The sequence below is a fragment of the Brucella sp. H1_1004 genome (genome assembly GCF_047308065.1).
In the GTDB taxonomy this organism is placed as follows: Bacteria; Pseudomonadota; Alphaproteobacteria; order Rhizobiales; family Rhizobiaceae; genus Brucella; species Brucella pseudogrignonensis_B.
The window spans coordinates 548,909-574,284 of the sequence record NZ_JAYKZA010000002.1; the positions used below are offsets into that span (position 1 = coordinate 548,909).

Genomic DNA, 25,376 nt, shown 5'->3' on the forward strand with positions numbered 1-25,376 from the left:
TGAACAGACCATGAATGAAAGCTCGCGGTCGCGAGGAGTGAAACTGTATGATTGAGAATAAGAAGAAGCCCAACCCCATCGACGTGCATGTGGGCAGCCGCATTCGTCTTCGCCGCAATATGTTGGGCCTCAGTCAGGAAAAATTAGGCGAAAGCCTAGGAATTACTTTCCAGCAGATTCAAAAATATGAAAAAGGCACCAACCGCGTTGGCGCGAGCCGTCTTCAAGCGATTTCGGCCATTCTGACTGTACCAGTATCGTTCTTTTTTGAAGACGCGCCGGGTTCTTCGGCCACGCAAGCAGGTTTCGCGGAAGACAATGAAGCGACTTATGTTGTCGATTTCCTCAACTCGAATGAGGGCGTTCAACTGACCCGTGCATTTACGAAGATTTCTGATCCAAAAGTTCGTCGGAAAATTATTGATCTTGTGAAGTCGCTCGCCGCAGAGGGTGAATAACGCAGTTTTGTTCGCAAACGGGCATGCCGGAAGGATTTTTTCTGTCATCTTGGCCTTGCAACAAGAATATGCATTGACGGTTTAATCCTAACTTCGCTAACACAATGTTGTGCCCGGACCATAGACAGAGGTTCCGGGCGCTACTGTGTTTCCATGGCGGATATTTCATCCGTTGGATTTTCAAGAGGGGTTACCCGTGTCGCGCAGTTCTTATCTCTTCACCAGCGAATCGGTGTCTGAAGGTCATCCGGACAAGGTTTGCGATCGTATTTCCGATGAAATCGTAGACATGATCTATAAGGAAGCGCGCCGTACCGGCGTTGATCCCTGGTCTGTTCGTGTCGCATGCGAAACGCTTGCCACTACCAATCGTGTGGTCATTGCTGGCGAAGTCCGCGTGCCTGAAACTTTCCTGAAGAAGAATAAGGACGGCACAATCGCGCATGACGCGGCGGGCCATCCCCTGATTAATCCATCACGCTTCCGCTCGGCTGCGCGTAAGGCAATCCGCGAAATTGGTTACGAGCAGGATGGCTTTAACTGGCGCACTGTGAAAATCGACGTGTTGCTGCATCCACAATCTGCTGACATTGCGCAGGGTGTGGACAATGCTGCCGACCGTCAGGGCGAAGAAGGTGCAGGCGATCAGGGCATTATGTTCGGCTATGCCTGCCGCGAAACGCCTGATCTCATGCCAGCGCCGATCTATTATTCGCACAAGATTCTCGAAAAGCTTGCCGAAGCCCGTCACAAAGGTGAAGGCGATCCGGGCAAGCTCGGCCCTGATGCGAAGAGCCAGGTGACTGTGCGTTACGAAAACGGCAAAGCCGCTGAAGTAACGCAGATTGTGCTTTCCACGCAGCATCTCGATGCCAGCTGGGATTCAAAGAAAGTTCGCTCGGTTGTAGAGCCCTACATTCGCGAAGCGCTGGGTGATCTTCCAATTGCAGCCAACTGCAACTGGTACATCAATCCGACCGGCAAGTTTGTTATTGGCGGTCCAGATGGCGATGCGGGCCTTACAGGTCGCAAGATCATCGTGGATACATACGGCGGTGCAGCCCCGCATGGTGGCGGCGCATTCTCCGGAAAAGATACGACAAAGGTTGACCGTTCGGCAGCCTATGCCGCGCGCTATCTCGCCAAGAATGTGGTTGCAGCCAATCTTGCAGATCGTTGCACGATCCAGCTTTCTTACGCCATTGGTGTTGCACAACCGCTTTCGGTCTATGTCGATCTCCATGGCACGGGCAAGGTGGATGAAGCAGCTGTCGAGGAAGCGTTGCGCAAGGTCATGGACCTCTCGCCAACCGGCATCCGCAAGCATCTTGATCTCAACAAGCCGATCTATGCCAAGACGTCGTCTTACGGTCACTTTGGCCGCAAGCCGGGTCGTGATGGTTCTTTCTCGTGGGAAAAAACCGATCTCAGCAAGGCGTTGAAGGCAGCACTTTCAGCCTGATTGATCGCATTTCCAGCAAAAGTGCGCAGCGGTTTTGCGCGGGATAATGCGAAAATGAAATAGGGAGAGCATTTCCAGCAAAAGTGCGCAGCGGTTTTGCGCAGGATAATGCGAAAATGAAATAGGAGAGCATTTCCAGCAAAAGTGCGCAGCGGTTTTGCATAGGATAATGCGTAAAAAAGAGTTAGAGCGGTTCCTATGTTACCGCTTTAACTGGAACCGCGATAAATGACCGATGAATCTCATCCAGTACGTGCGGCCGGAAACTTCTTCGGTCGCCGTCACGGCAAGCCACTGCGTCCACACCAGAACAATCTGTTTGAGGATTTGCTGCCGCGCCTGAAACTCGATCTCGATACGCCTGCACCACAAGATTTGCGCACATTGTTCGATGCGCCGGTTGAAAATGTGCGCATGGAAATTGGCTTTGGTGGTGGTGAACATCTCCACCACGAGAGCGGGAGCTATCCGCAGTCTGGCTTCATTGGAGTCGAGCCTTTCGTCAACGGCATGGCCAAGATGCTGGCGGCTCTTCATGAAGCGCCGCGTGCGAATCTGCGTCTTTATGATGAAGATGCGACCGATGTTCTGGATTGGTTGCCCGATGCATCGCTTGCCGGAATTGATCTTTTCTACCCTGATCCCTGGCACAAGCGCCGTCACTGGAAGCGCCGTTTTGTCAGCGATTCCAATCTCGACCGTTTCGCACGCTTGCTTAAACCCGGTGCGAAGTTCCGCTTTGCTTCCGACATTGAGCATTACGTCAACTGGACGCTGCAACACTGCCGCAGACATCCTGCTTTCGAATGGCAGGCCGAAGGTCCGCATGACTGGAACAATGCCTATGATGGCTGGCCGGGTACGCGTTATGAAGCCAAGGCTTTCCGGGAAGGACGCGTTGCTGCTTATCTTACTTTCATTCGGAAGTGATCTATCTGGGATGCGGGTCTTGAAAAAATCCGTACTGGCTGGTATATAGATCTCAAATTCTTGGTCGTTTGAACAAGAGTGGGCCCTCCCGGACCCGCTCTTTTTTGTTACCTGCGACCCAGTAAAAAAGGTTTATCGAGTGAGCGAACACGAACAGGCAATTGAAACCGTAACCGCAGATGCCGTAGTTGCAGACGAGCGCATCATTCGCGAAACGGGAATCGATGCGAAAATAGCATCCATTGTGGAGCCGGTGATCAATACGCTGGGTTTCCGTCTTGTGCGTGTGCGTCTTTCTGGTCTCAATGGTCAGACATTGCAGATCATGGCAGAACGTCCTGATGGCACGATGACTGTTGAAGATTGTGAATTGTTGAGCCGCACCGTGGCTCCGGTTCTCGACGTGGAAGATCCGCTCAGCGGCAAGTATCATCTGGAAATTTCGTCGCCGGGCATTGACCGTCCAATGGTTCGCAAGTCCGATTTTACCGATTGGGTCGGGCATATTGCCAAGGTCGAGACGTCGATTGTGCATGAAGGTCGCAAAAAGTTTCGCGGTCGTATTGTGATTGATGAAGCGGCAGGCGCTGATTCAATCGTGATCGAAAGCGATCAAATTTCTTATGGAAATGAACCTGTTGTTCGTATTCCGTTTGACCTGATTTCTGATGCGCGTCTGGTTCTGACCGATGAACTGATCCGCGACGCGCTGCGCAAGGACAAAGCTCTGCGCGAAGGCCGCATCCCCGGCGATGATCTGGGTGATGGCGTGAGTGAGAATACGGAAGAAACAGGTTCGGCTGAATCCGAAACGGAAAACAAATAAGTTTCAAAGTGAGTTTCAGGCGTCCGGCTCTCAAAGAAGATCGGATGCGCCACCAAGGAGAGACCTATGGCAGTCAGTGCAAACAGGCTGGAACTTCTGCAGATCGCCGATGCGGTCGCACGTGAAAAGTCGATTGACCGTGAGATCGTTCTTGCGGCCATGGCCGACGCGATCCAGAAGGCCGCGCGTTCGCGCTATGGTCAGGAAAGCAACATCCGTGCGGACATCAACGCGAAGTCCGGCGAGATCAAGCTGCAGCGCCTGCTCGAAGTTGTTGAGACTGTCGAAGATTACTCCACGCAGATTTCGCTGTTCACTGCGCGCGACCGTAACCCTGATGCGCAGATTGGTGATTTCATCGCTGATCAGCTGCCGCCGATGGATTTTGGTCGTATTGCTGCCCAGTCGGCCAAGCAGGTTATCGTGCAAAAGGTGCGCGAAGCCGAGCGTGATCGCCAGTATGATGAATTCAAAGACCGCGTTGGCGAAATCGTCAATGGTACTGTCAAGCGCGTTGAATATGGCAATGTGATTGTTGATCTTGGTCGCGGCGAAGCAATTGTACGTCGTGACGAACTGATCCCACGCGAAGCGTTCCGCTATGGCGACCGCATCCGCGCCTATGTTTACGATGTTCGTCGTGAACAGCGTGGCCCGCAGGTTTTCCTGTCACGTACGCATCCATCTTTCATGGCGAAGCTTTTCACCATGGAAGTACCGGAAATCTACGACGGCATTATCGAAATCAAGTCGGTCGCCCGTGATCCGGGTTCGCGCGCCAAGATCGCCGTTGTATCGCGTGATGCATCGATTGATCCTGTCGGTGCCTGTGTTGGTATGCGCGGCTCGCGCGTTCAGGCTGTTGTGGCTGAATTGCAGGGCGAAAAAATCGACATTATTCCATGGTCGCCAGATGCGGCTTCCTTTATCGTCAACGCGCTTCAGCCAGCTGAAGTTGCCAAGGTTGTTCTCGATGAAGATGCGGAACGTATTGAAGTTGTCGTTCCCAATGACCAATTATCATTGGCAATTGGTCGTCGCGGTCAGAACGTGCGTCTTGCGTCACAGCTGACCGGCTGGGACATCGACATCCTGACCGAAGATGAAGAGTCCGATCGTCGCCAGAAAGAATTCGCTGAGCGTTCGAACCTCTTCATGGAAGCGCTCAATGTTGACGAGATGGTTGGTCAGGTTCTGGCTTCGGAAGGCTTTGCCTCGGTTGAGGAAATTGCTTACGTCGAACCGGCTGAAATTGCTTCTATCGATGGTTTCGATGATGATACCGCTGGTGAAATTCAGGAACGCGCACGTGAATTCCTGGACCGTATCGAAAACGAACAGGATGACCGTCGTAAGGAATTGGGCGTAGAAGATGAACTTCGTGAGCTTCCAGGCCTGACGACAGCGATGCTTGTTGCTGTTGGCGAAGATGGCGTGAAGAACATCGAAGACTTTGCTGGCTATGCTGTTGACGACCTTGTTGGCTGGCGTGAACGCAAGGACGGCGAAACCGTTAATCATACCGGTATCCTGTCACCGTTTGATGTGTCCCGCGTCGATGCGGAACAGATGATCCTGACTGCACGCCTCAAGGCGGGCTGGATCACCGAAGATGAGCTGGTCGCAGTTGAAAGCGACGAAGTTGAAGAAGCTGGCCAGGAAGAAGCCGCTTCGTAAAGAATGGGAGCCGCATTATGATCGCTCTGATGCAAATCGGGCGTAAATGATGCGGCACCGCGCTCTTGTTAGAGTTTGATATTGTGATGTGGCGTTAGCTCTGCTAGGTCGCTGCCAGTTTTAGAGTTGAAAAAGGCAGTTCATGGCAAAGCCAGCATTGCGTGCGGAGCAGGATATGAATGACAGAACCTGTATCGTCACACGTGAAAGTGGTTCTGCGGATGACCTGATCCGTTTTGTGGCTGGGCCTGATGGTTCAGTTGTGCCGGACTTGAAGCGTAACCTGCCGGGCAGGGGTTGTTGGGTTAAGGCAGAGCGGCGTCTGGTTGATGAAGCTGTCAAGCGCAAGCTGTTTGCGCGGGCGCTGAAAGAAGGTGTTACGCCGCAGGCGGATCTTGGCGCGCTGGTTGACCAGCTGCTGACGAAGTCCGCACTTGGCAGCTTGGCACTGGCACGCAAATCCGGTGCTGTTGCATCTGGTTCGACGAAGGTCGATCAGGCAATTCGCTCTGGACAAGCGGTGTTGGTTTTGCATGCGAAGGAAGCGGCCTCTGATGGGGTTCGCAAGCTGGATCAGGCAAGACGTGTTGTCGTGCATATGGATGGACCTCAAATTCCGGCATTCACTCTTTTCGGAGTTGAAGAAATGGATTTGGCATTTGGGGGCGGAAATGTGATACATGCAGCCGTGCTCGGCGGAAGGGCTTCAGCCGGTGTCGTGCAAAGACTGCTATTATTGCATAGCTATCGTGGCGAAAGCCCACCGATTGAGACGGTGAGTTGAAACGGCGAATTAGAGCAGCAGTCCGACACTGCTGTGTTATAAATTAGTAGAGCGGTTCCCTTAAATCCCGACGATACGGGATCCGCTCTGGAGCATAGACCGGATAATCGGCTTGATTGGCCAAACCGGATTATGCGCTGAAGTGGATGACCGGAGCATTATCCAAAATGATTTGATTGTGTTGGATAATGCTCGGGTAAAGCAGCAGAAGCTGCGAAGGAAACGGAAACGTAATGAGCGATAAAACAAACGACGATAAGACGCTGAGCGTCAATTCCAAGAAGACGCTGACCATCAAGCGGCCAGGGGTTGAGCAGAGCACCGTGCGCCAGAATTTCAGCCACGGTCGCACAAAGGCTGTCGTCGTTGAAACGAAGAAGCGCAAGTTCTCACGACCGGATGAGAAGCCTGAAACGGAAGCAACGGCACCAAAGCCTGCGGCTCCCGCTCCGGTTGCAGCCAAGCCCGTTGAGCCAAAGCCGGCACCTGTCGCTGCAGCTCCAGCGCCTGCCCCAGTTGCAACGCCCACGCCTGCGGCACAACCAGCTCCAGCTGTTGCATCGACGCCAGCTCCGGCGCCTGCGCCTACGCCTGCCGCCCCAGTTGCAGCAGCTCCTGCAGCGCAGCAGCCAAAGCCTGCACCGCAGCAGTCAAAGCCCGCACCAGCAGCGCCAGCGTCCGCACAGCGTCCGCAGGGTTCACAGCAGCAGCGTCCCGGCCAGCAGCAGTTCCGTCCGGGTCAGCAGCGTCCCGGTCAGCAGCGCCCTGGCCAGCAGTCACAGCGTCCACGCCAGTCCGATCGCTCGGGCATGGTGCTGAACACGCTTTCAAGCTCGGAAATGGATGCTCGTCGCCGTGCGCTTGAAGGTGCGTTGGTTCGTGATGCAGAAGAACGCATTCGCGCCGCTGAAGAAGCCAAGCGTCGTGCTGAAGAAGATGCGCGTCGCGCCAAGGAACGTGAAGAATCCGCTCGCCGTCAGGCAGAGGAAGAAGCACGTCTGAAAGCGGAAGCAGAAGCCAAGGCACGCGCCGCAGCTGAAGCTGCAAAGCGCGCTCCACAGGCAGCAGCCCGTCCAGAACAGCGTGGCGATTCCCGTTCTGCACCGCAGGGTGGCCGTCCGCAGCAGTCGGGTCGCCCTCAGCAGGGTGGTCGTCCCGGTCAGGGACAGGGCCAGCGTCAGGCGTCGCCAGCGATTGCAGACGTTATACCAACGGCAAACAAGCCATTGCCGCAAAGCCAGCAGCGCAAGCCGGGTGCAGGTCAGGATGATGATGATCGTCGTGGTCCAGCAGGCGCACGCCGCAGCAGCACACCGGCAAAGGCAGATGCTCGCACACCGAAGGTTGTGAAGGGCGAAGACGACCGCCGTCGTGGTAAACTGACCATCTCCAGCAATCTGGAGGATGAAGGTCGTTCACGCTCGCTGTCGGCAATGCGTCGCCGTCAGGAAAAGTTCAAGCGTTCGCAGATGCAGGAAACGCGCGAGAAAATCTCTCGTGAAGTTATTATTCCTGAAACCATCACGCTTCAGGAACTCGCACAGCGCATGACCGAACGTTCGGTTGATATTATCAAGTACCTGATGAAACAGGGCCAGATGATGAAGCCGGGCGATGTGATTGATGCGGATATGGCGCAGCTGATCGCTGAAGAATTCGGTCATACCGTTAAGCGCGTTGCTGAATCGGACGTTGAAGAAGGTATCTTCGACGTTGCTGACGATCAGGGTGCAATGGTTTCGCGTCCTCCTGTTGTCACCATCATGGGTCACGTCGATCACGGTAAGACATCGTTGCTCGATGCGATCCGTCAGGCCAACGTCGTCTCCGGCGAAGCTGGTGGTATCACACAGCATATCGGTGCTTATCAGGTCGAACAGAATGGCCATAAGATCACCTTTATCGATACGCCGGGCCACGCTGCCTTTACCGCAATGCGTGCGCGTGGTGCACAGGCAACCGATATCGCCATTCTGGTGGTTGCCGCTGATGACAGCGTGATGCCACAGACGATTGAATCCATCAGCCATGCCAAGGCTGCTGGCGTGCCGATCATTGTTGCAATCAACAAGATCGATAAGCCGGAAGCTGATGCGCAGAAGGTTCGTACACAGCTGCTCCAGCACGACGTATTCGTTGAATCGCTCGGCGGTGAAGTGCTCGACGTTGAAGTTTCGGCGAAGAAGAAGCTGAACCTCGACAAGCTGCTTGAAGCAGTTCTGTTGCAGGCTGAAATTCTTGATCTGAAAGCCGATGCGTCCCGTACCGCTGAAGGCGTTGTTATCGAAGCTCAGCTCGACCGCGGTCGTGGTTCTGTTGCAACCGTTCTGGTTCAGAAGGGTACATTGCGTCCGGGCGACATTATCGCTGCTGGTAATGAGTGGGGCCGTGTGCGTGCTCTGGTCAACGACCACGGCGAACATGTCAAGGAAGCTGGTCCTGCGATGCCTGTGGAAGTTCTCGGACTTCAGGGCACACCACAGGCTGGTGACCGCTTCGCAGTTGTTGCGAACGAAGCCAAGGCTCGCGAAATTGCTGATTATCGCCAGCGTCTTGCTCGCGATAAGGCTGTTGCACGTCAGACTGGTCAGCGCGGTTCGCTTGAACAGATGATGAGCCAGTTGCAGGTTAATGGCACGAAAGAATTCCCGCTTGTCATCAAGGGTGACGTGCAGGGTTCGGTCGAAGCAATTATCGCAGCACTCGACAAACTTGGCACCGAAGAAGTGCGTGCGCGCATCGTTCACTCGGGCGCTGGCGGTATCACGGAAAGCGACGTGTCACTGGCTGAAGCCTCCAATGCAGCGATCATCGGCTTCAACGTTCGTGCCAACAAGCAGGCACGCGATGCAGCCGATCAGCAAGGCACGGAAATTCGTTACTACAACATCATCTACGATCTGATCGAAGATGTGAAAGCAGCGATGTCGGGTCTGTTGTCGCCAGAACGTCGTGAAACCTTCATCGGTAATGCTGAGATTCTCGAAGTCTTCAACATCACCAAGGTTGGTAAGGTTGCTGGTTGCCGTGTGGTTGATGGCAAGGTTGAACGTGGTGCAGGCGTCCGCCTCATCCGTGACAACGTGGTTATCCACGAAGGCAAGCTCAAGACACTCAAGCGCTTCAAGGACGAAGTCGCAGAAGTGCCGATGGGTCAGGAATGCGGTATGGCATTCGAAAACTACGACGATATTCGCGCAGGCGATACGATCGAAGCGTTCCGCGTCGAACACATTACGCGTACGCTCTAATATCTTGATGCCGGACCGTCCTCGATTGGGTGGTCCGGCTTTTCTTGCCCGGTTCCGAGGGTCTGACTCCCGTCGCAATTGTGGTAGATTGAACCTATAAATTTGTAGCCATTTTATCGGCAGGCACGTTTGCTTGCTCGTCCATGGCTGTTTATCGAGGATAAATAATGGCACGTTCTCCCGATCCGAAAGGCTCAGGCGGTCTTTCTCAGCGCCAGCTTCGTGTTGGCGAGCAGGTACGTCACGCATTGGCACAGGTGCTTCAGCGCGGTGAAATTCGCGATGAATTGCTCGAGCGCACGGTTATTTCCGTTTCAGAAGTGCGCATGTCGCCCGATCTGAAAATCGCAACCTGCTTTATCACGCCACTTGGTAGCACGGATGTGCAGGCGGTGATTAAGGCGCTGGCTTCAAATGCGAAGTTCATTCGCGGTCGGATGGCGCCAAGCCTCAGCCAGATGAAATACATGCCGGAATTCCGTTTCCGGCCTGACACAAGTTTTGACAATTTTTCCAAGATCGATGCGCTTCTGCGCTCGCCGGAAGTCGCACGCGATCTTGGACGTGACAATGACGAAAACGGTGAGGCGGATGACGCTTCCCGCAATGGAGACGCATAAAGCATGGCAAGACGGGGCAAGAAAAAAGGCCGTCCGGTTTCTGGCTGGGTTATTTTTGACAAGCCAAAAGGCATGGGTTCAACGGAAGCCGTTTCAAAGATCAAGTGGCTTTTCAACGCTGAAAAGGCCGGTCACGCTGGGACACTCGATCCGCTTGCATCCGGGATGCTGCCAATTGCGCTCGGCGAAGCCACCAAGACCGTGCCTTATGTCATGGATGGAACCAAGGTTTACCGGTTCACCGTGACCTGGGGTGAAGAACGCTCGACCGACGATCTGGAAGGCGTTGCCACTAGGAACTCCGACAACCGCCCATCGCGCGCAGATGTCGAAGCGCTTTTGCCAAATTATACAGGCGTTATTTCGCAGATCCCGCCGCAGTTCTCCGCGATCAAGATTGGCGGCGAGCGCGCTTATGATCTGGCACGCGAAGGCGAAACCGTAGAAATTCCTGCACGCGAAGTCGAAATCGACCGTCTGGAAATCGTTGAGTTTCCTGATGCGGATCGCACTGAGTTTGAAGTCGAATGCTCTAAGGGCACCTATGTTCGTTCGCTGGCGCGCGATATGGGCCGCGATCTGGGCTGCTTTGGCCACATTTCCGACCTTCGTCGCATTGAAGTGGCTCCCTTCACTGATGAGGATATGGTGACGCTGGCAGAGCTTGAAGAAGCCTGGCCGCCGCTGCCACCCAAGAAGGAAGAAGGCGCAGACGATGCTGAGGCTGACGTTGTCGAACAACCAGCACCGCGCCGCGATTTCTCGGCAATCGACGCGCTCGTGATTGATACGGGAGCAGCGCTTGATTGCTTGCCGCAGGTTCCGTTGAGTGATGATCAGGCGCAACGTGTTCGCCTTGGTAATCCTGTGATTATCCGTGGACGCGATGCACCATTGGAAGCAGACGAAGCCTGCGTAACCTCGAAAGGTAAGTTGCTTGCAATTGGCTATATTGAGCAGGGTCAGTTCAAGCCTAAGCGGGTGTTCACCGCAGCATAGCCGATCGCCGATTTCTCTAGTATGGTGGATTTAAAGTTCCTCGAAGTGAATACAGCGCGAATGATAGGAACTTTAAATTCACCACACTAGAGGTTCAGCGCGCCGTGGCTCCGAGGGGCCACGGCGCGTATTGTTTTTAGGCAGCTTGAAACTGATCAAAGGCGCGAATAGCGTCAGCCGCATACATAAGTGCCGGGCCACCGCCCATATAGACGCACATGGCCATCACTTCGGCCACTTCCTGCCGTGTCGCGCCTAGATTGTGAAGCGCTTTTGCGTGGAAGCCTATGCAACCATCGCAACGCTGCGTCACGCCGATTGCTAGCGCAATCAACTCTTTCGTTTTCTGATCCAGTTCACCAGAAGCGCCTGCACTTTTAGCTAGCGCGTGGAACGCTTGCATGGTTTCGGGCACCATTTTGCGCAGCTCACCAGTATATTGCGAAATATCCTTGGTGATGTCCTGATAGTTTTTGGTCACGGTCGACTCCTTTTGACTTGCATATCAATTTATATTTTTATAATATCACAAAAATATAAATCGTAAAGAGGTAACTGTGTCCATCAATCAGGAAATGCCAGCCCGGGCAGATGTCGTATCAAATTTTCTCAAAGGACTGGCGAATCCTCATCGGCTTCTCATTCTTTGTGAGTTGGTGAATGGCGAAAAAAGCGTGACCGATCTCATCAATGCGACAGGTATCGCACAGACGTCGATGTCACAGCACCTCAATAAGCTGAAGGAGGAAGGCATTCTCAGCTATCGCCGAGAACATAGATTGCTTTTCTACAAGATTGAACATCCGGCCGTGATTGAGGTCATGGCCGTACTTTACTCCCATTTTTGCGCAAAGGACCAATGACAATGAATACGATTAAGCCATCTGACGCTGCTCGGATGCTCGCTGATGGAGAGGCAGTACTGATCGACGTTCGTGAGCCTGACGAGTTCCGCGCAGAGCATATTGCCGCCGCAGCCTCAATCCCTTTAGGGAGCTTAAAGGACAACTTCAGCGCCCTGAACCTGTCACCCCAAAGAAAGGTGATATTCCAATGCTTGAGTGGTCGTCGTGGCGAGGCAGCCTGTTTATCGTTAGCGCCAATAGCGACTGATCTGACTATCCTCAATCTCGAAGGCGGCATTGCCGAGTGGAAGAAAGCAGGATTGCCGGTTGTCTCTAACAGCCGCGCGGCAGCGATACCGCTTTTTCGGCAAGTGCAGATTGCCGTGGGAGCGATCGTAGCAATTTCGGTTGCTATAGGCTTCTCTGGTTGGACGCTCGGTTTTGGTATCGCCGGTTTCATAGGGTGTATGCTGGTATTTGCCGGCATTACAGGCTGGTGCGGAATGGCCATGCTGCTGTCACGTATGCCTTGGAATGCTGCCTGACGGCTGTAGCAGTTGCAGTGATAGGTCTTTCAATTTGTGCGGATTTGCTTTATAGGCTCCCGCAACAATTGGTTATGCCTTTTGTTTTAATGGCCCGCGCTGGACGACATCCCGGCCTGGGCGTCCGTTTTTCCTCTCATCAAGAAAGGGTGTACGATGTCGATTACTGCTGAACGCAAGCAAGCACTTATTAAGGAATACGCCACCAAGGAAGGCGATACCGGTTCTCCTGAAGTTCAGGTTGCCGTTCTTTCCGAGCGTATTGCTAACCTTACCGATCATTTCAAGGGCCACAAGAATGACAATCATTCGCGTCGCGGCCTTCTGAAACTGGTTTCGCAGCGTCGTCGTCTTCTTGACTATGTCAAGGGCATCGACCAGGCACGTTACCAGGCGCTGGTTTCCCGTCTGGGTCTGCGCCGCTAACGGTAAAGTCGGGCGACGTCTCAAAACGTCGCCCGTTTGATTTAGAGCGCGTCTTTGTGATGCGCACTGAAGGAATACCTAAAAGCATTCTGAGAAGCGGATAGCCGTTTTCCAACAGAGAGTGCGATATTTCGGGCATATGCCCACTGGCATGAGACGGCGCACCGGGTGCATTCCGTCATGCCAACCGAGCCATAAGGCTCATGACCTGGACCAGTCATGGGGCAGGATTGCAGGCAGTTCGTGCCAGCGAACATTCGCAATGAATGTTCCGACACGTAACGAACTTCCCGTTGTCTTGCCCGTGGCGTGTCCGCCAACCCGGACGATGCCTTCAGACGCTTTTGCGCGGCATCTCCAAACAAGGACTAGATATGTTCAACACACACAAAGTTGAAATCGAATGGGGCGGCCGTCCGCTGACGCTCGAAACCGGCAAGATCGCACGTCAGGCTGACGGCGCAGTTCTCGCAACCTATGGTGAAACCGTCGTTCTTGCGACTGTTGTTTCTGCCAAGGAGCCAAAGCCAGGTCAGGATTTCTTCCCGCTGACCGTAAACTATCAGGAAAAGACTTACGCTGCTGGTAAGATTCCAGGCGGTTTCTTCAAGCGTGAAGGTCGTCCAAGCGAAAACGAAACACTCGTTTCGCGTCTGATCGACCGTCCGATCCGTCCACTTTTCGTTGATGGCTATAAGAACGACACACAGGTTGTTTTGACTGTCATTCAGCATGATCTGGAAAACGATCCCGACATTCTGTCGATGGTTGCAGCATCGGCTGCGCTGACCATTTCGGGCGTTCCATTCATGGGCCCAATCGGTGGCGCACGCGTTGGTTACATCAACGGCGAATACGTACTGAACCCAAATATCGACGAAATGCCGGAATCGAAGCTCGATCTGGTTGTTGCCGGTACTGCTGATGCCGTGCTGATGGTTGAATCAGAAGCACAGGAACTGTCCGAAGAAGTTATGCTCGGCGCCGTTGTTTACGGTCAGAAGGCATTCCAGCCAGTGATCGACGCGATCATCAAGCTCGCTGAAGTTGCTGCCAAGGAGCCACGTGACTTCCAGCCGGAAGACCTGTCGGACATCGAAGCGAAGATGCTTGCAGTTGTCGAAAACGACCTGCGCGACGCTTACAAGATTACCGAAAAGCAGGCCCGTTATGCGGCTGTTGATGCTGCTAAGGCTAAGGCAAAGGCGCATTTCTTCCCAGAAGGCGTTGAAGAGTCAGAATTCTCGGCTGAAAAATTCGCGACTGTCTTCAAGCATTTGCAGGCGAAGATCGTTCGCTGGAACATTCTCGACACTGGCAACCGTATTGACGGTCGCGATCTGTCGACTGTTCGCGCAATCGTTTCCGAAGTTGGCCTTCTGCCACGCACGCATGGTTCGGCTCTGTTCACCCGCGGTGAAACGCAGGCAATCGTTGTTGCCACGCTCGGCACAGGCGAAGATGAACAGATGATCGATTCCTTGACCGGTACGTACAAAGAATCCTTCATGCTGCACTACAACTTCCCACCATATTCGGTTGGTGAAACCGGTCGTATGGGTTCGCCAGGTCGTCGTGAAGTTGGTCATGGTAAGCTCGCTTGGCGCGCAATCCATCCAATGCTGCCTGCCGCAGAGCAGTTCCCTTATACGATCCGTGCTGTTTCTGAGATCACCGAATCCAATGGTTCGTCGTCGATGGCAACCGTTTGCGGCACATCGTTGGCTCTGATGGATGCAGGCGTTCCGATCACTCGCCCAGTGGCTGGTATTGCGATGGGCCTGATCAAGGAAGGCGAGCGTTTCGCCGTTCTTTCCGACATTCTCGGTGATGAAGATCATCTTGGCGATATGGATTTCAAGGTTGCCGGTACTGAAAACGGCATCACTGCGCTTCAGATGGACATCAAGATCGACGGTATCACCGAAGAGATCATGAAGGTTGCTCTGGAGCAGGCTAAGGGCGGTCGCGTTCACATTCTGGGCGAAATGAGCAAGGCTCTGTCGAGCTCGCGCGCAGAACTCGGTGAATTTGCTCCACGCATTGAAGTCATGAACATTCCAACCGACAAGATCCGTGATGTTATCGGTTCGGGCGGTAAGGTTATTCGTGAAATCGTCGAAAAGACCGGCGCGAAGATCAACATCGAAGACGATGGTACGGTCAAGATCGCTTCGTCAAACGGCAAGGAAATCGAAGCCGCTAAGAAGTGGATTCACTCGATTGTTGCTGAGCCAGAAGTTGGCGAAATCTACGAAGGTACAGTTGTTAAGGCTGCTGACTTCGGCGCATTCGTAAACTTCTTCGGCCCACGCGATGGTCTGGTTCACATTTCGCAGTTGGCTTCCGACCGCGTTGCCAAGACCACTGACGTGGTTAAGGAAGGCCAGAAAGTCTGGGTCAAGCTCATGGGCTTTGACGAACGTGGCAAGGTTCGCCTGTCGATGAAGGTTGTCGATCAGGAAACCGGCAAGGAAATCGTTGCTGAAAAGAAGGCAGAAGCAGACGCTGAATAAGCGTTGAAGCTGTTATAAATTATCGAAAGCGCGCCTCAGAGCTAATTTGGGGCGCGCTTTTTTGTTGCACGTGAATCAATTCAAGACCATGGATGAGCCATGATGACACCAGCACAACAAACACTCTTTCTCCCCTTCTATCAGGACATTCTGGATATGCCTGAAGAAGGCCAGACCTTCCTTGCCTGCGGACTGTCCGCCGACCGGCACCTTGAGGATGAATGGAAACAAGCGCTGACTTTTTTGCAGCCATGGCGTCCTGATTGGCTGGCTCTCAATAAGGAAGGCTTTAAGGCAATCCCTCAGTTGGAGGCAGAGCTTGACGAGGAGAGCTGTTTCTCTGGCGGGCTACTTCTCCTCGGAAAACATCGCGGACGCAATGAGGCGTGGTTTGCGGAGCTTTTGGCGCGTGTTGAGCCGGGTGGCTGGATTGTTGTTTGTGGAGACAAGAAGCTTGGCGTCGATAGTTTCCGCAAATGGGTCGGCAATATCGCCGAAATCAGCGATCGCCTGTCCAAGAATCATGCGGTGGCTTTCTGGCTGCAACGCCCAGCCGACCTGACGATCGACTTCATCAATGCTTTGAAGCCGCTTGCAAGCGATATTGACGATGTGTTCCGCACAGAGCCCGGCATGTTCTCGCATGGTGCGATTGATAAGGGTTCGGCGCTGCTGGTGCCGCATATGGAAAAGATCGTGTTCGGTCAGGTTGCCGATCTTGGCGCTGGCTGGGGCTATCTTGCAGCGCAGAGCCTTAAATATGCTGATCGTCTTAAGGGTATCGATCTGTTTGAGGCGGATTATGAAGCACTGGAGGCTGCCCGGGGCAATCTGGAGCGACTTGGCGCATCTGTACCGATTTCATTTAACTGGTTCGATGTGACCAGTGAAAAACTCACCGGCATTTACGACACGGTTATTATGAATCCGCCGTTTCACGAGGGACGCGCAACCGACGTGTCACTCGGTCAAACCTTTATCGCCGCCGCCGCTTCACGGCTTAAAACCGGCGGGCGTCTGCTGATGGTAGCCAATCGACAATTGCCTTATGAGGCGACATTGAAGGGCCTTTTCAAGAACGTGACTGTTCTTGAGGAGGCGAACGGCTTCAAAATATTCGATGCAAAAAAATGATTGATAAAAGTTCAATTTGATAAAGTCGTTTTTCATTCAACTAAAAAAGCCGGGCTGTAACCCGGCTTTTTCGACATTTTAGTCAGCTTAGTTTGCTGGTGCAGGCTGTGTCGGGGCTGGCGCTTCTCCACCGCTGGCTGGTGCCTGTTCCGCTGGCTTTTCAGTTTCGCCAGCAGGAACGGTTTCACCTTCGGGCTTTGCGTCACCGCCTTCAGCAGGGGCTGCATCCGCCGCTGGAAGCGGGGCTGGATTGTCGGAAAGTGTGCGCAGAAAGGCAATCAGATCGGCGCGTTCGTTATCTTTCTTATCGCCAGCAAAGCCCATGGCCGTGCCTTTAATGTATCCCTTTGGCGAGGTGAGGAACTTGTTGAGATGTTCATAATCCCATTTGTTCCCTTCGGCACCAAAAGCCTTCATCGCAGCCGAATAGCCAAAGCCATCTACTGAGGCAGCCGGGCGATTGACAACATCCCACAGATGTGGACCGACCTTGTTGGCGCCGCCCTTTTCAGACGTGTGACATGCTGCACAACGCTTGAAAACGGTTTCGCCGCGCGCAGGGTCAGCAGATTGCATCAGAACAGCAATCGACACTTCTTCCTTTGCTGGGGCAGCTGCACCACCACCAGCCGAACCTTCAGCTGCCTCAATAATGAAACCTGGTTTTTCAGGTGCAGGTGCATGAAACAGTGCGTCGGACAGAATGCCCGTTGTCATGACAACAAAAACTGCGGCCAGAAAAGCCATGATAAATTTGTTCGTCCGGGTTGAATTCATCGCCGGTCAGCGCTCCCTCTACTCAACGCCTCCAAAGGCCGGCATGCAAAACCTATGTGTAAGTCTGGCAAGTCTCTCCCCGGCATTGGCCGGAAACTAGGTCTTTTACGGGGGGGGTGCAACACTTATAAGGGCTGCTACCCCCGTGACTTTTTGACACTTTTGCTGCAATGGGTGGGTAGATAAATGTCAAAAGAAGGCGCAATAAGACCTTTCTGGCTAAACCACACATGACGAGATGATCATGCTTCAGACTTTGAAAACACTGACACTCATTCCTGCTCGAATGGCCTCGGTGCGCCTGCCAAACAAGCCTCTTGCGGATATTTGCGGCAAGCCGATGATCGTGCATGTGGCGGACCGGGCTGTGGCAGCGAAGCTGGGCCGCACGGTGGTGGCGACAGATAGTGAAGAGGTTTTTGCTGCCGTTCAGGCCCATGGTCATGAGGTCATTATGACGCGCAGCGATCATGAATCGGGGTCGGACCGCATTTATGAAGCGCTGCAAAAAGTCGATCCGAATGGCGAAGTCGAAGCTGTGGTCAACGTTCAGGGCGATCTGCCGACCATTGACCCGGAAACAATTCGCCGCTCTTTGCTGCCGCTTGTTGATGGACCTGCCGATATTGCCACGCTTGGCGTCGAGATCACGGTTGATGAGGAAAAGATCAATCCCAATGTGGTCAAGATCGTCGGCTCACCAATGAATGGCGGCGAACGTCTGCGCGCACTTTATTTTACACGAGCGACCGCCCCTTATGGCGATGGTCCGCTTTATCACCACATCGGTCTTTATGCCTATCGCCGTGCGGCGCTTGAGCGTTTTGTAAAAATCGGCCCATCTGTGCTTGAAAAGCGCGAAAAGCTTGAACAGTTGCGCGCGCTTGAAGACGGAATGCGTATTGAAGCTGAGATCGTCAAGACGGTGCCGCTTGGCGTTGATACGCAGGCTGATCTTGACCGGGCACGGGAAATTATCGCAAAGGGTTTGTGATAGATAAGCTTCGATTGTTGCGAAGCGTTTGAGAAAGTACGGACACGATGAAGACCAACCGGATTTCCTTTCAGGGTGAAGCAGGCGCCAATTCCGATACGGCTTGCCGCAACATGTTTCCCGATATGGAGCCTTTGCCGTGCCCGACTTTTGAGGATGCTTTTAACGCAGTCGAAAGTGGCGCTGCAGACCTTGCGATGATTCCGATTGAAAATACGCTCGCAGGTCGGGTTGCAGATATTCATTATCTGCTGCCACTCGCTGATATGCATATTGTTGGCGAATATTTTCTACCGATCCACTTCCAGCTGATGGTGCTGCCGGGCGTTAAACGCGAAGAAATCAAGACTGTTCACAGCCATATTCATGCGCTTGGTCAGTGTCGCAAGGTTATTCGCAGCAACGGCTGGAAACCAGTGATTGCAGGCGATACGGCGGGCGCTGCGCGTCTCGTTGCCGACATGAAAGATCGCTCAATGGCGGCGCTTGCGCCGCGCTTAGCCTCTGAGCTCTACGGTCTCGATATTCTGGAAGAGAATGTTGAGGATTCGGAAGACAACGTGACCCGCTTCGTCGTTCTGTCCAAGAACAAAAAATGGGAGCCACGTCCGGAAAACGGCGAGCGCATTGTCACGACCTTTGTTTTCCGCGTTCGCAACGTGCCGGCAGCGCTTTACAAGGCGCTTGGTGGTTTCGCCACCAATGGCATCAACATGACCAAGCTTGAAAGCTATCAGATCGGTGGCCGTTTCATCGCAACGCAATTCTATGCCGATGTGGAAGGTCACCCGGAAGACCATAACCTTCAGTTAGCCCTCGAAGAATTACGCTTCTTCACAAAGGAGGTGCGTATTCTTGGCGTCTACAAGGGAGCCGATACACGCGGCACGCAATTGTTGGCAGCTGAATAGTTAACTATTCGCCCAGGCTCTGATCAGATGGGTTGCGATGGCACCACTTGCCGGTACACGCAGCCCATTTTCATGTGTCCCTGTGAGCATGGCTCGCACTTCTGACTTATCGAACCAGCGGCCGTCTTCGAGTTCTGAGCGATCAATAGTGAAGTCGTCAGACAGTACCTCGGCATGACAGCCGATCATCAGGGAATAGGGGAAAGGCCATGGTTGACTCGCGTGATAACCCACGCGCCCGATCTGAAGCCCCATTTCCTCAAAACTTTCACGCCGCACGGCAGCTTCAATTGTCTCGCCATGCTCGATGAAGCCCGCAAGGCAGGAGTAAGAACCTGCGCTAAAATGTGGGCTGCGTGCGAGAATGCACTTCTCATCGCGAACAGGCAGCATGATCGCCACAGGATCGGTGCGCGGAAAATGTTCGGCACTGCACTTGGGGCAAACGCGCTTTGCACCCCCGGCACGCATCTCGCTTTTTGCGCCGCAGCGCCCGCAAAAGCGATGATTGTTATGCCATGCGGTGAGTGCTGCGGCTTGTGCCAAAGCGCCGATGATATCGGCAGAAACAAGTCCTTCCATATAGATACTGCGATAATCCTGAGCACGATATGGCGGTTCAAGGGCATCCGGATTAAGCGGCGCCATCAGTGCCACAATCGGCGCGCCATCTTGTAAACCGAGCAGAATAGGCTCATGCAAATCTGGCGAAAATGCTTGTATTTCGCTAAGCGAAAACAAGGCGCGGGGTGCCTGTTCTTCTATGTAATCAAGCAGCAGCTTGTTACCGCCCAAAACCATCACGCGGGTTTCCGGCAATTCCAGCGCAGTAAAAGCCGAATCGTCCTGTCGCTTTTCGGACAGGCGATCGATGCGATTGCCTGCAAAGCCGACAAAACGGCTCGGTTCTGTTTCCGGCAGGTCGTAAAGGCGAAAAGCCATGATGTTCTCGGGAAAATGTTTGTGAGGGGATCAGAGTGCAGCGCGAATGTCTTCAATCAGCTTTTGCGCTTCAGCATCGCTATAAGGCTCGCGTGTGCCATGGCCCCAGACCGGTCCGGGCCAGCCAGCATCACCTTCATTACGCGCAATCACATGCATGTGCAGCTGGCGAACCATGTTACCTAAAGCGCCTGTGTTGATTTTGAGACAATTGGTGGTGCTTTTAAGTGCCTGCGAAACCATTGCCGCTTCAAAGGTCAGGATGGTCTGATCAAGCGGTGTTAGATCGTGAATTTCTGATAGTTTGGCGCGGCGCGGCACGAGGATCAGCCAAGGCCAGCGCTTGTCATTCATCAAGCGCAGTTCGCAAAGGCCAAGCTTGGCCACTAAAAAAGTGTCGGCATTGAGCCGCTTATCGAGTTCAAACTGTTCCATAGAATAATTCTTATCAGTTTTTTTGTCTCTGCGCTTGCTTTTTGCGTGGTAATTGACGATATGCAGCGTGGGAGGTTGGTGGTGGACGAGCCACTCGCCAACCGGGTCAGGTCCGGAAGGAAGCAGCCCCAACGAGCACGGCACGGGTCATCGTGCCAGCCTCCCACCTTTCTAAAACGATCATGGTTGTTGATGGTTGATAAGCCATCGCCAAAGCCACTTTCGTCTCTGGTCCAAACTGTTTAGAGTTTGTTGATCGGAACAAGCGAACAGAGAACGGAAGGGTCGCAATGGACACAAAATCCGAAACTGGCGCTTATCGCGTTCTCGCCCGCAAGTATCGCCCCCAGAATTTCAATGATCTGATTGGCCAGGAGCCGATGGTCCGTACGCTGAAAAATGCGTTTGAGACTGGCCGTATTGCGCAGGCATGGATGCTGACTGGTGTGCGCGGTGTGGGCAAGACCACGACGGCCCGTATTCTGGCGCGTGCGCTCAATTACAAGACCGATTCTATTGATCAGCCGTCGATTGATCTCTCCGTCATGGGGGAGCATTGTCAGGCGATCATGGAAGGCCGCCATGTCGACGTCATCGAGATGGACGCCGCCTCGCATACGGGTATCGACGATATTCGCGAGATCATCGAGCAGGTGCGCTATCGCCCTGTGTCGGCACGCTACAAAGTCTATATCATCGACGAAGTACACATGCTGTCCAATCAGGCCTTCAACGGTCTGTTGAAGACGCTTGAAGAGCCGCCGCCGCATGTGAAATTTATCTTCGCGACCACCGAAATTCGCAAAGTGCCAATCACGGTTCTGTCGCGCTGTCAGCGTTTTGACTTGCGCCGCATCGAATCGGGAACGCTCGCCGCACATCTGCGTCGCATTGCCGAAGCAGAAGCCATCGAAGTCGATGACACATCGCTTGCGATGATTGCACGCGCGGGCGAAGGCTCGGCACGTGATTCGCTCTCGATTTTCGATCAGGCCATCGCGCATGGTGCAGGTCATGTCTCAGCAGAAGCTGTGCGCTCGATGCTCGGCCTTGCAGATCGTGCACGCATTATCGATCTGTTCGAGATGATTATGCGTGGGGACGTTGCTGGCGCTTTGACTGAATTCCGTGCGCAATATGATGTTGGTGCTGATCCATCGGTCGTGCTGACGGATCTTGCCGATTTCAATCATCTGGTGACACGTCTGCGCTTTACACCGGATGTGGCGGAAGATGTGTCGCTCTCGGAAGACGAGCGCGTTCGCGGTCGCGAGTTTGCGCAAAAGCTTTCCGTGCGGGTGCTTTCGCGGACATGGCAGATGCTGCTCAAGGGCATTGCGGAAGTGGATACGGCAACGCGACCTGTGCAGGCAGCGGAAATGCTGCTGATCCGTTTGGCTCATGCTGCCGATCTGCCAACGCTGGATGAAGCGTTGCGCGGTTTGGAAAATGGATCAGTCTCAGCACCGCGTCCGCAGCCTTCAGGCGGAGCAAGGCCGAATGGCGGCTCACAGCCGGAAGCGCGCAGCAGTGTTGATGCAGTTGCCGCCTCAACCATGATGCCAGCATCGGGTGGTCCTGCAACGGCCATGCGTCTGGTTGAAACGCAGCCACAGCCAGTTCAACCGCCTGCGCCACAGCAGTTTGTCGACAATACGCCGCAGCCCTCGGTTCAAATCAACAGTCTCAATGATATTGTAACGCTGGCTGATAAGTTCCGCGACATGCAGTTCAAGATTCTGGTCAAGAACTGTGTGCGCATGTCGTCTATTGCGGCAGGGCGGCTTGAAATCGGCCTCACAGATGACGCGCCAAAATCCTTGCCGAGCGATATTTCGCAGCGTCTGCACAACTGGACCGGCATCCGTTGGGTGGTAACGGTTGCACGCGATGTTTCGGGCCAAACCGTTGCGGAAGCGGAAACCGAGCGTCGCGATAATCTTGTATCCGATGCCCGTGCTGACCCGGATGTTGCTGCCATTCTGGCGGCTTTTCCGGGTGCAAAGATCACTGACGTCCGCATAGCGGTTGCAGAACAGAGCGACGATGACGATATAGACTTGGATAGTATTGAAGACGTGCCCGGCGCGCCTTCTGACGATGACTGAATTTTAGAGCGCATCCCGAAAAGTGCGAAGCGGTTTTCGGAGTAAGATGCGCGTTCAAAAAAATGATGGAGTGAACCCATGCGTGACATGATGGGCATGATGAAACAGGCGAAGGAATTGCAGGCCAAGATGAAGGTCATGCAGGATGAAATCGCCAATCTTGAAGCAACCGCTTCTTCGGGTGGCGGTCTTGTTACGGTCACGCTTTCGGGCAAGGGCACCTTGTCGTCGCTTAAGATCGATCCTTCGATGATGAAGGAAGAGGATACTGAAATCCTCGAAGACCTGATCATCGCAGCTCATAATGACGCCAAGGCGAAGCTTGAAGCTGAAATGGCTGAAAAGACCCAGTCACTGACCGCTGGTCTGCCAATTCCTCCGGGCTTCAAACTGCCGTTCTAAGACTACTTGGGGAGCCAACCAGCTCCCCTTTTTACCTTTTTATGACTCCCAACCTGTTAAAGCAGCCAAGTTTTTAAATCAGCATGTCCAAACGTATCGCCGGTCCTGAAATTGAACGTCTGATCCAGCTTCTGGCCCGTGTGCCGGGATTGGGGCCGCGTTCTGCGCGTCGTGCGGCGTTGCACCTGATTAAAAAGAAAGAGGCGCTTCTGGTGCCGCTTGGCGGGGCCATGCAGGAAGCGGCTGAAAAAGTGCGTATCTGCTCGTGCTGCGGCAATGTCGATACCAGCGACCCATGCACGATCTGTACAGACGACCGCCGTGATCGGTCCGTTCTGATCGTCGTGGAAGACGTGTCCGATCTCTGGGCGCTGGAACGCGCTGGCACCATGAATGTGCGCTATCATGTGCTGGGCGGCCGTCTGTCACCGCTGGATGGTATTGGACCTGATGATCTCAATATCAAAGGGCTGGTCGAGCGCGTTGCAACAGGCGAGATCAGGGAAGTGATTCTCGCAGTCAACGCCACAGTCGAAGGACAGACGACAGCGCATTACATCACCGATCAGCTGACAAATTTTGAAGTCCGTGTAACACGGCTTGCGCATGGCGTGCCGGTTGGTGGCGAGCTTGATTATCTTGATGAAGGAACGCTTGCGGCGGCTCTTCGGGCGCGAACAGCACTCTGACAATCAATTTGGGAGACGTTTATGAAGGCTGCATTCTGGAAACGATGCCTGACAACGGCTCTTTTTATCGCTGCATCGCTTTGCTCAACGTCTTCTTATGCTGCTCCCTCCAAAGCGCAAATCGAAAGCCAGTATCGCAACTGGATTGAAAAGGACCTTTGGCCGGAAGCCAAAGCCGCAGGCGTTTCGCGTCCGGTTTTCGAGCAGGCTTTTGCAGGCGTCGCAATCAACTGGAAACTGCCTGATCTGGTTATTCCGGGCGAGAAGCCAACGGGACCAAAAGAGCAGAAGCAGGCCGAATTCGGCGCCCCTGGCAAATATTTCAATGCGAAGACCGTTGCGAGTGTTACCAATGGCGGCAAGGCGCGGCTTGGTCAGAATGCACGTCTGCTCAAAAGCATTGAGCAACACTATGGCGTTCCGGGCCGCATCGTTGTGGCTATATGGGGTCGCGAGTCGGGCTTCGGCACCGTCAAAATTCCCTACAACGCGTTTGAAGTGCTGGGCACCAAGGCCTTCATGGCAACGCGCAAAGATATGTTTCGCAAGGAGTTGATTGCAGCCCTGCAAATCACATCGCGCGGTTACATCGCCAATGGTTCGATGAAAAGTTCGTGGGCGGGTGCGCTGGGCCAGCCGCAATTCATGCCGACATCTTATCTCAAACATACTGTCGATTTTGACGGTGATGGCAAGCGCGACATCTGGAACTCCGTGCCCGATACGCTGGCATCGATTGCTAATTACCTCAAAATTCATGGCTGGCAGGCAGGCCGCGACTGGGGCTATGAAGTCAATGTCCCGCAGAATGTCTCATGCTCGCTGGAAGGACCGGATCAGGGCAAGACCTTTGCTGAATGGGCAAAGCTCGGCATTACCCGCACAAACGGCAAGGCATTTCCTGCCAGTGAAATGCGTGGCGAAGGCTTTCTGCTCATGCCTGCTGGTCGCTATGGCCCGGCCTTTATCGTGACGCCGAATTTCTACGTCATCAAAGATTACAATATGAGCGATCTCTATGCGCTGTTCATCGGCCATATTGGCGACCGCATCGCCTATGGTGCGGGTGATTTTCAGACGCAGTGGGGCAACGTCGGCATCATGTATCGCTCCGATATTCTGGCGATGCAAAAGCGCATGCAGGCGCAGGGCTACGATATTGGCAAGGCCGATGGTTTGCCGGGCTTCAAAACTCGTCGTTCTATTGGTCTTTGGCAATCAAAAAATGGAATGACGCCAACATGCTTTACATCATCTAATTTAATTACTATTATACATTAATAAATTTTATTTCATTTTTATATTATTTTATATTTTTATTATAGGTTAATTATGGATAAAGTTATTAATATTTCTGGATACACAGAGTATTTTTTTCATGTAAGAATTATTACAGGCGTATTTGTGAGTCTTTGTATATCTAAGGTACTTTCATCATTTGTTTTTTATATACAGTCAGTAAGCGAGAAAAGAATAAATATTACGCATTTTTTATGGTTGTTAACATGTAGTATATTTGTTGTAGATTGGTGGTGGGATGTTCTTGCTTGGGGTGAATTGATAAATAATTCTTATTTTTCTTACTTGTTTATTATTTTATATGCATTCAGTTTTTATTTTTTGTCTTCGTTGGTTTCGCCCGACT

Annotated in this window: 24 protein-coding genes and 1 other RNA gene; 21 read left to right on the forward strand and 4 right to left on the reverse strand. The window is 53.3% G+C overall.

Features of this window, described 5'->3' with window-relative positions; all coding sequences use genetic code 11:
• Positions 1 to 47: 47 nt before the first annotated feature.
• The 9 genes from U2P60_RS09885 (at position 48) to truB (ending at position 11,007) form a co-directional block, all read left to right on the forward strand.
• Positions 48 to 458: a helix-turn-helix domain-containing protein gene (locus U2P60_RS09885; RefSeq protein WP_413572414.1), complete on the forward strand. Its 411-nt coding sequence runs from the start codon at positions 48 to 50 to the stop codon at positions 456 to 458.
• A 196-nt stretch (positions 459 to 654) separates the two neighbouring features.
• A complete protein-coding gene (gene metK, locus U2P60_RS09890) occupies positions 655 to 1,920 on the forward strand; it encodes a methionine adenosyltransferase (protein ID WP_313827657.1) in 1,266 nt (421 codons plus the stop codon).
• A 228-nt stretch (positions 1,921 to 2,148) separates the two neighbouring features.
• Positions 2,149 to 2,850, forward strand: coding sequence for a tRNA (guanine(46)-N(7))-methyltransferase TrmB (gene trmB, locus U2P60_RS09895; RefSeq protein ID WP_413572415.1), 702 nt, complete (start codon positions 2,149 to 2,151; stop codon positions 2,848 to 2,850).
• 139 nt (positions 2,851 to 2,989) lie between these two features.
• The gene (gene rimP / locus U2P60_RS09900; protein ID WP_413572416.1) at positions 2,990 to 3,676 is read left to right on the forward strand and encodes a ribosome maturation factor RimP; all 687 of its coding nucleotides are present in this window, start codon (positions 2,990 to 2,992) and stop codon (positions 3,674 to 3,676) included.
• A gap of 66 nt (positions 3,677 to 3,742) precedes the next feature.
• Positions 3,743 to 5,353, forward strand: coding sequence for a transcription termination factor NusA (gene nusA / locus U2P60_RS09905; RefSeq protein WP_413572418.1), 1,611 nt, complete (start codon positions 3,743 to 3,745; stop codon positions 5,351 to 5,353).
• A 142-nt stretch (positions 5,354 to 5,495) separates the two neighbouring features.
• Complete coding sequence (locus U2P60_RS09910; protein WP_313827662.1) at positions 5,496 to 6,137, forward strand: RNA-binding protein; 642 nt, start codon at positions 5,496 to 5,498, stop codon at positions 6,135 to 6,137.
• Positions 6,138 to 6,370: 233 nt separating this feature from the next.
• Positions 6,371 to 9,388: a translation initiation factor IF-2 gene (gene infB, locus U2P60_RS09915; protein WP_413572419.1), complete on the forward strand. Its 3,018-nt coding sequence runs from the start codon at positions 6,371 to 6,373 to the stop codon at positions 9,386 to 9,388.
• Between the two features lie 167 nt (positions 9,389 to 9,555).
• Positions 9,556 to 10,008 (forward strand): 30S ribosome-binding factor RbfA, encoded by a 453-nt coding sequence (gene rbfA / locus U2P60_RS09920; protein WP_313827664.1) that lies wholly within the window; start codon positions 9,556 to 9,558, stop codon positions 10,006 to 10,008.
• Between the two features lie 3 nt (positions 10,009 to 10,011).
• Positions 10,012 to 11,007, forward strand: coding sequence for a tRNA pseudouridine(55) synthase TruB (gene truB, locus U2P60_RS09925; RefSeq protein WP_313827665.1), 996 nt, complete (start codon positions 10,012 to 10,014; stop codon positions 11,005 to 11,007).
• A 136-nt stretch (positions 11,008 to 11,143) separates the two neighbouring features.
• Here the strand turns inward: truB and U2P60_RS09930 are convergent, their stop codons facing one another.
• Positions 11,144 to 11,488 carry a carboxymuconolactone decarboxylase family protein gene (locus U2P60_RS09930; protein WP_313827666.1) on the reverse strand — a complete coding sequence of 115 codons (345 nt, stop codon included), beginning with the start codon at positions 11,486 to 11,488 and terminating at the stop codon, positions 11,144 to 11,146.
• A 76-nt stretch (positions 11,489 to 11,564) separates the two neighbouring features.
• On the opposite strand from U2P60_RS09930, the gene U2P60_RS09935 reads away from it, so the two are divergent.
• The 5 genes from U2P60_RS09935 to U2P60_RS09955 all read left to right on the forward strand — a co-directional run bounded on the left by U2P60_RS09935 (position 11,565) and on the right by U2P60_RS09955 (position 16,473).
• Positions 11,565 to 11,870: a metalloregulator ArsR/SmtB family transcription factor gene (locus tag U2P60_RS09935; protein ID WP_313827667.1), complete on the forward strand. Its 306-nt coding sequence runs from the start codon at positions 11,565 to 11,567 to the stop codon at positions 11,868 to 11,870.
• A 2-nt stretch (positions 11,871 to 11,872) separates the two neighbouring features.
• On the forward strand, positions 11,873 to 12,397 hold the full coding sequence (locus tag U2P60_RS09940) for a rhodanese-like domain-containing protein (RefSeq protein WP_413572420.1): 525 nt from the start codon (positions 11,873 to 11,875) through the stop codon (positions 12,395 to 12,397).
• Between the two features lie 156 nt (positions 12,398 to 12,553).
• The gene (rpsO, locus tag U2P60_RS09945) at positions 12,554 to 12,823 is read left to right on the forward strand and encodes a 30S ribosomal protein S15 (RefSeq protein ID WP_187546493.1); all 270 of its coding nucleotides are present in this window, start codon (positions 12,554 to 12,556) and stop codon (positions 12,821 to 12,823) included.
• Between the two features lie 374 nt (positions 12,824 to 13,197).
• Positions 13,198 to 15,339, forward strand: coding sequence for a polyribonucleotide nucleotidyltransferase (gene pnp, locus U2P60_RS09950; protein ID WP_413572421.1), 2,142 nt, complete (start codon positions 13,198 to 13,200; stop codon positions 15,337 to 15,339).
• Positions 15,340 to 15,438: 99 nt separating this feature from the next.
• Complete coding sequence (locus tag U2P60_RS09955; protein ID WP_413572422.1) at positions 15,439 to 16,473, forward strand: class I SAM-dependent methyltransferase; 1,035 nt, start codon at positions 15,439 to 15,441, stop codon at positions 16,471 to 16,473.
• Between the two features lie 87 nt (positions 16,474 to 16,560).
• Here the strand turns inward: U2P60_RS09955 and U2P60_RS09960 are convergent, their stop codons facing one another.
• A complete protein-coding gene (locus tag U2P60_RS09960) occupies positions 16,561 to 17,250 on the reverse strand; it encodes a c-type cytochrome (protein WP_413572424.1) in 690 nt (229 codons plus the stop codon).
• Positions 17,251 to 17,494: 244 nt separating this feature from the next.
• Between U2P60_RS09960 and U2P60_RS09965 the strand changes: the two genes are divergently transcribed.
• Complete coding sequence (locus U2P60_RS09965) at positions 17,495 to 18,244, forward strand: 3-deoxy-manno-octulosonate cytidylyltransferase (protein WP_413572425.1); 750 nt, start codon at positions 17,495 to 17,497, stop codon at positions 18,242 to 18,244.
• A 47-nt stretch (positions 18,245 to 18,291) separates the two neighbouring features.
• Positions 18,292 to 19,155, forward strand: coding sequence for a prephenate dehydratase (locus U2P60_RS09970; RefSeq protein ID WP_313827673.1), 864 nt, complete (start codon positions 18,292 to 18,294; stop codon positions 19,153 to 19,155).
• Here U2P60_RS09970 and nudC read toward each other — a convergent pair whose 3' ends face one another.
• Both nudC and U2P60_RS09980 read right to left on the reverse strand, forming a co-directional pair.
• The gene (nudC, locus tag U2P60_RS09975; RefSeq protein WP_413572426.1) at positions 19,156 to 20,097 is read right to left on the reverse strand and encodes an NAD(+) diphosphatase; all 942 of its coding nucleotides are present in this window, start codon (positions 20,095 to 20,097) and stop codon (positions 19,156 to 19,158) included.
• A gap of 30 nt (positions 20,098 to 20,127) precedes the next feature.
• Positions 20,128 to 20,532, reverse strand: a complete 405-nt coding sequence (locus U2P60_RS09980) for an HIT domain-containing protein (RefSeq protein ID WP_413572427.1) — start codon at positions 20,530 to 20,532, stop codon at positions 20,128 to 20,130.
• Positions 20,533 to 20,602: 70 nt separating this feature from the next.
• Between U2P60_RS09980 and ffs the strand changes: the two genes are divergently transcribed.
• The 5 genes from ffs to U2P60_RS10005 all read left to right on the forward strand — a co-directional run bounded on the left by ffs (position 20,603) and on the right by U2P60_RS10005 (position 25,012).
• Positions 20,603 to 20,699, forward strand: an RNA gene (gene ffs, locus U2P60_RS09985) — signal recognition particle sRNA small type.
• A gap of 39 nt (positions 20,700 to 20,738) precedes the next feature.
• On the forward strand, positions 20,739 to 22,640 hold the full coding sequence (locus tag U2P60_RS09990; protein WP_413573748.1) for a DNA polymerase III subunit gamma/tau: 1,902 nt from the start codon (positions 20,739 to 20,741) through the stop codon (positions 22,638 to 22,640).
• Positions 22,641 to 22,718: 78 nt separating this feature from the next.
• Positions 22,719 to 23,042: a YbaB/EbfC family nucleoid-associated protein gene (locus U2P60_RS09995; protein ID WP_064322329.1), complete on the forward strand. Its 324-nt coding sequence runs from the start codon at positions 22,719 to 22,721 to the stop codon at positions 23,040 to 23,042.
• A gap of 83 nt (positions 23,043 to 23,125) precedes the next feature.
• Positions 23,126 to 23,731 carry a recombination mediator RecR gene (recR, locus tag U2P60_RS10000; protein WP_413572428.1) on the forward strand — a complete coding sequence of 202 codons (606 nt, stop codon included), beginning with the start codon at positions 23,126 to 23,128 and terminating at the stop codon, positions 23,729 to 23,731.
• Between the two features lie 21 nt (positions 23,732 to 23,752).
• The gene (locus tag U2P60_RS10005; RefSeq protein WP_413572429.1) at positions 23,753 to 25,012 is read left to right on the forward strand and encodes a lytic murein transglycosylase; all 1,260 of its coding nucleotides are present in this window, start codon (positions 23,753 to 23,755) and stop codon (positions 25,010 to 25,012) included.
• Positions 25,013 to 25,376: the final 364 nt, after the last annotated feature.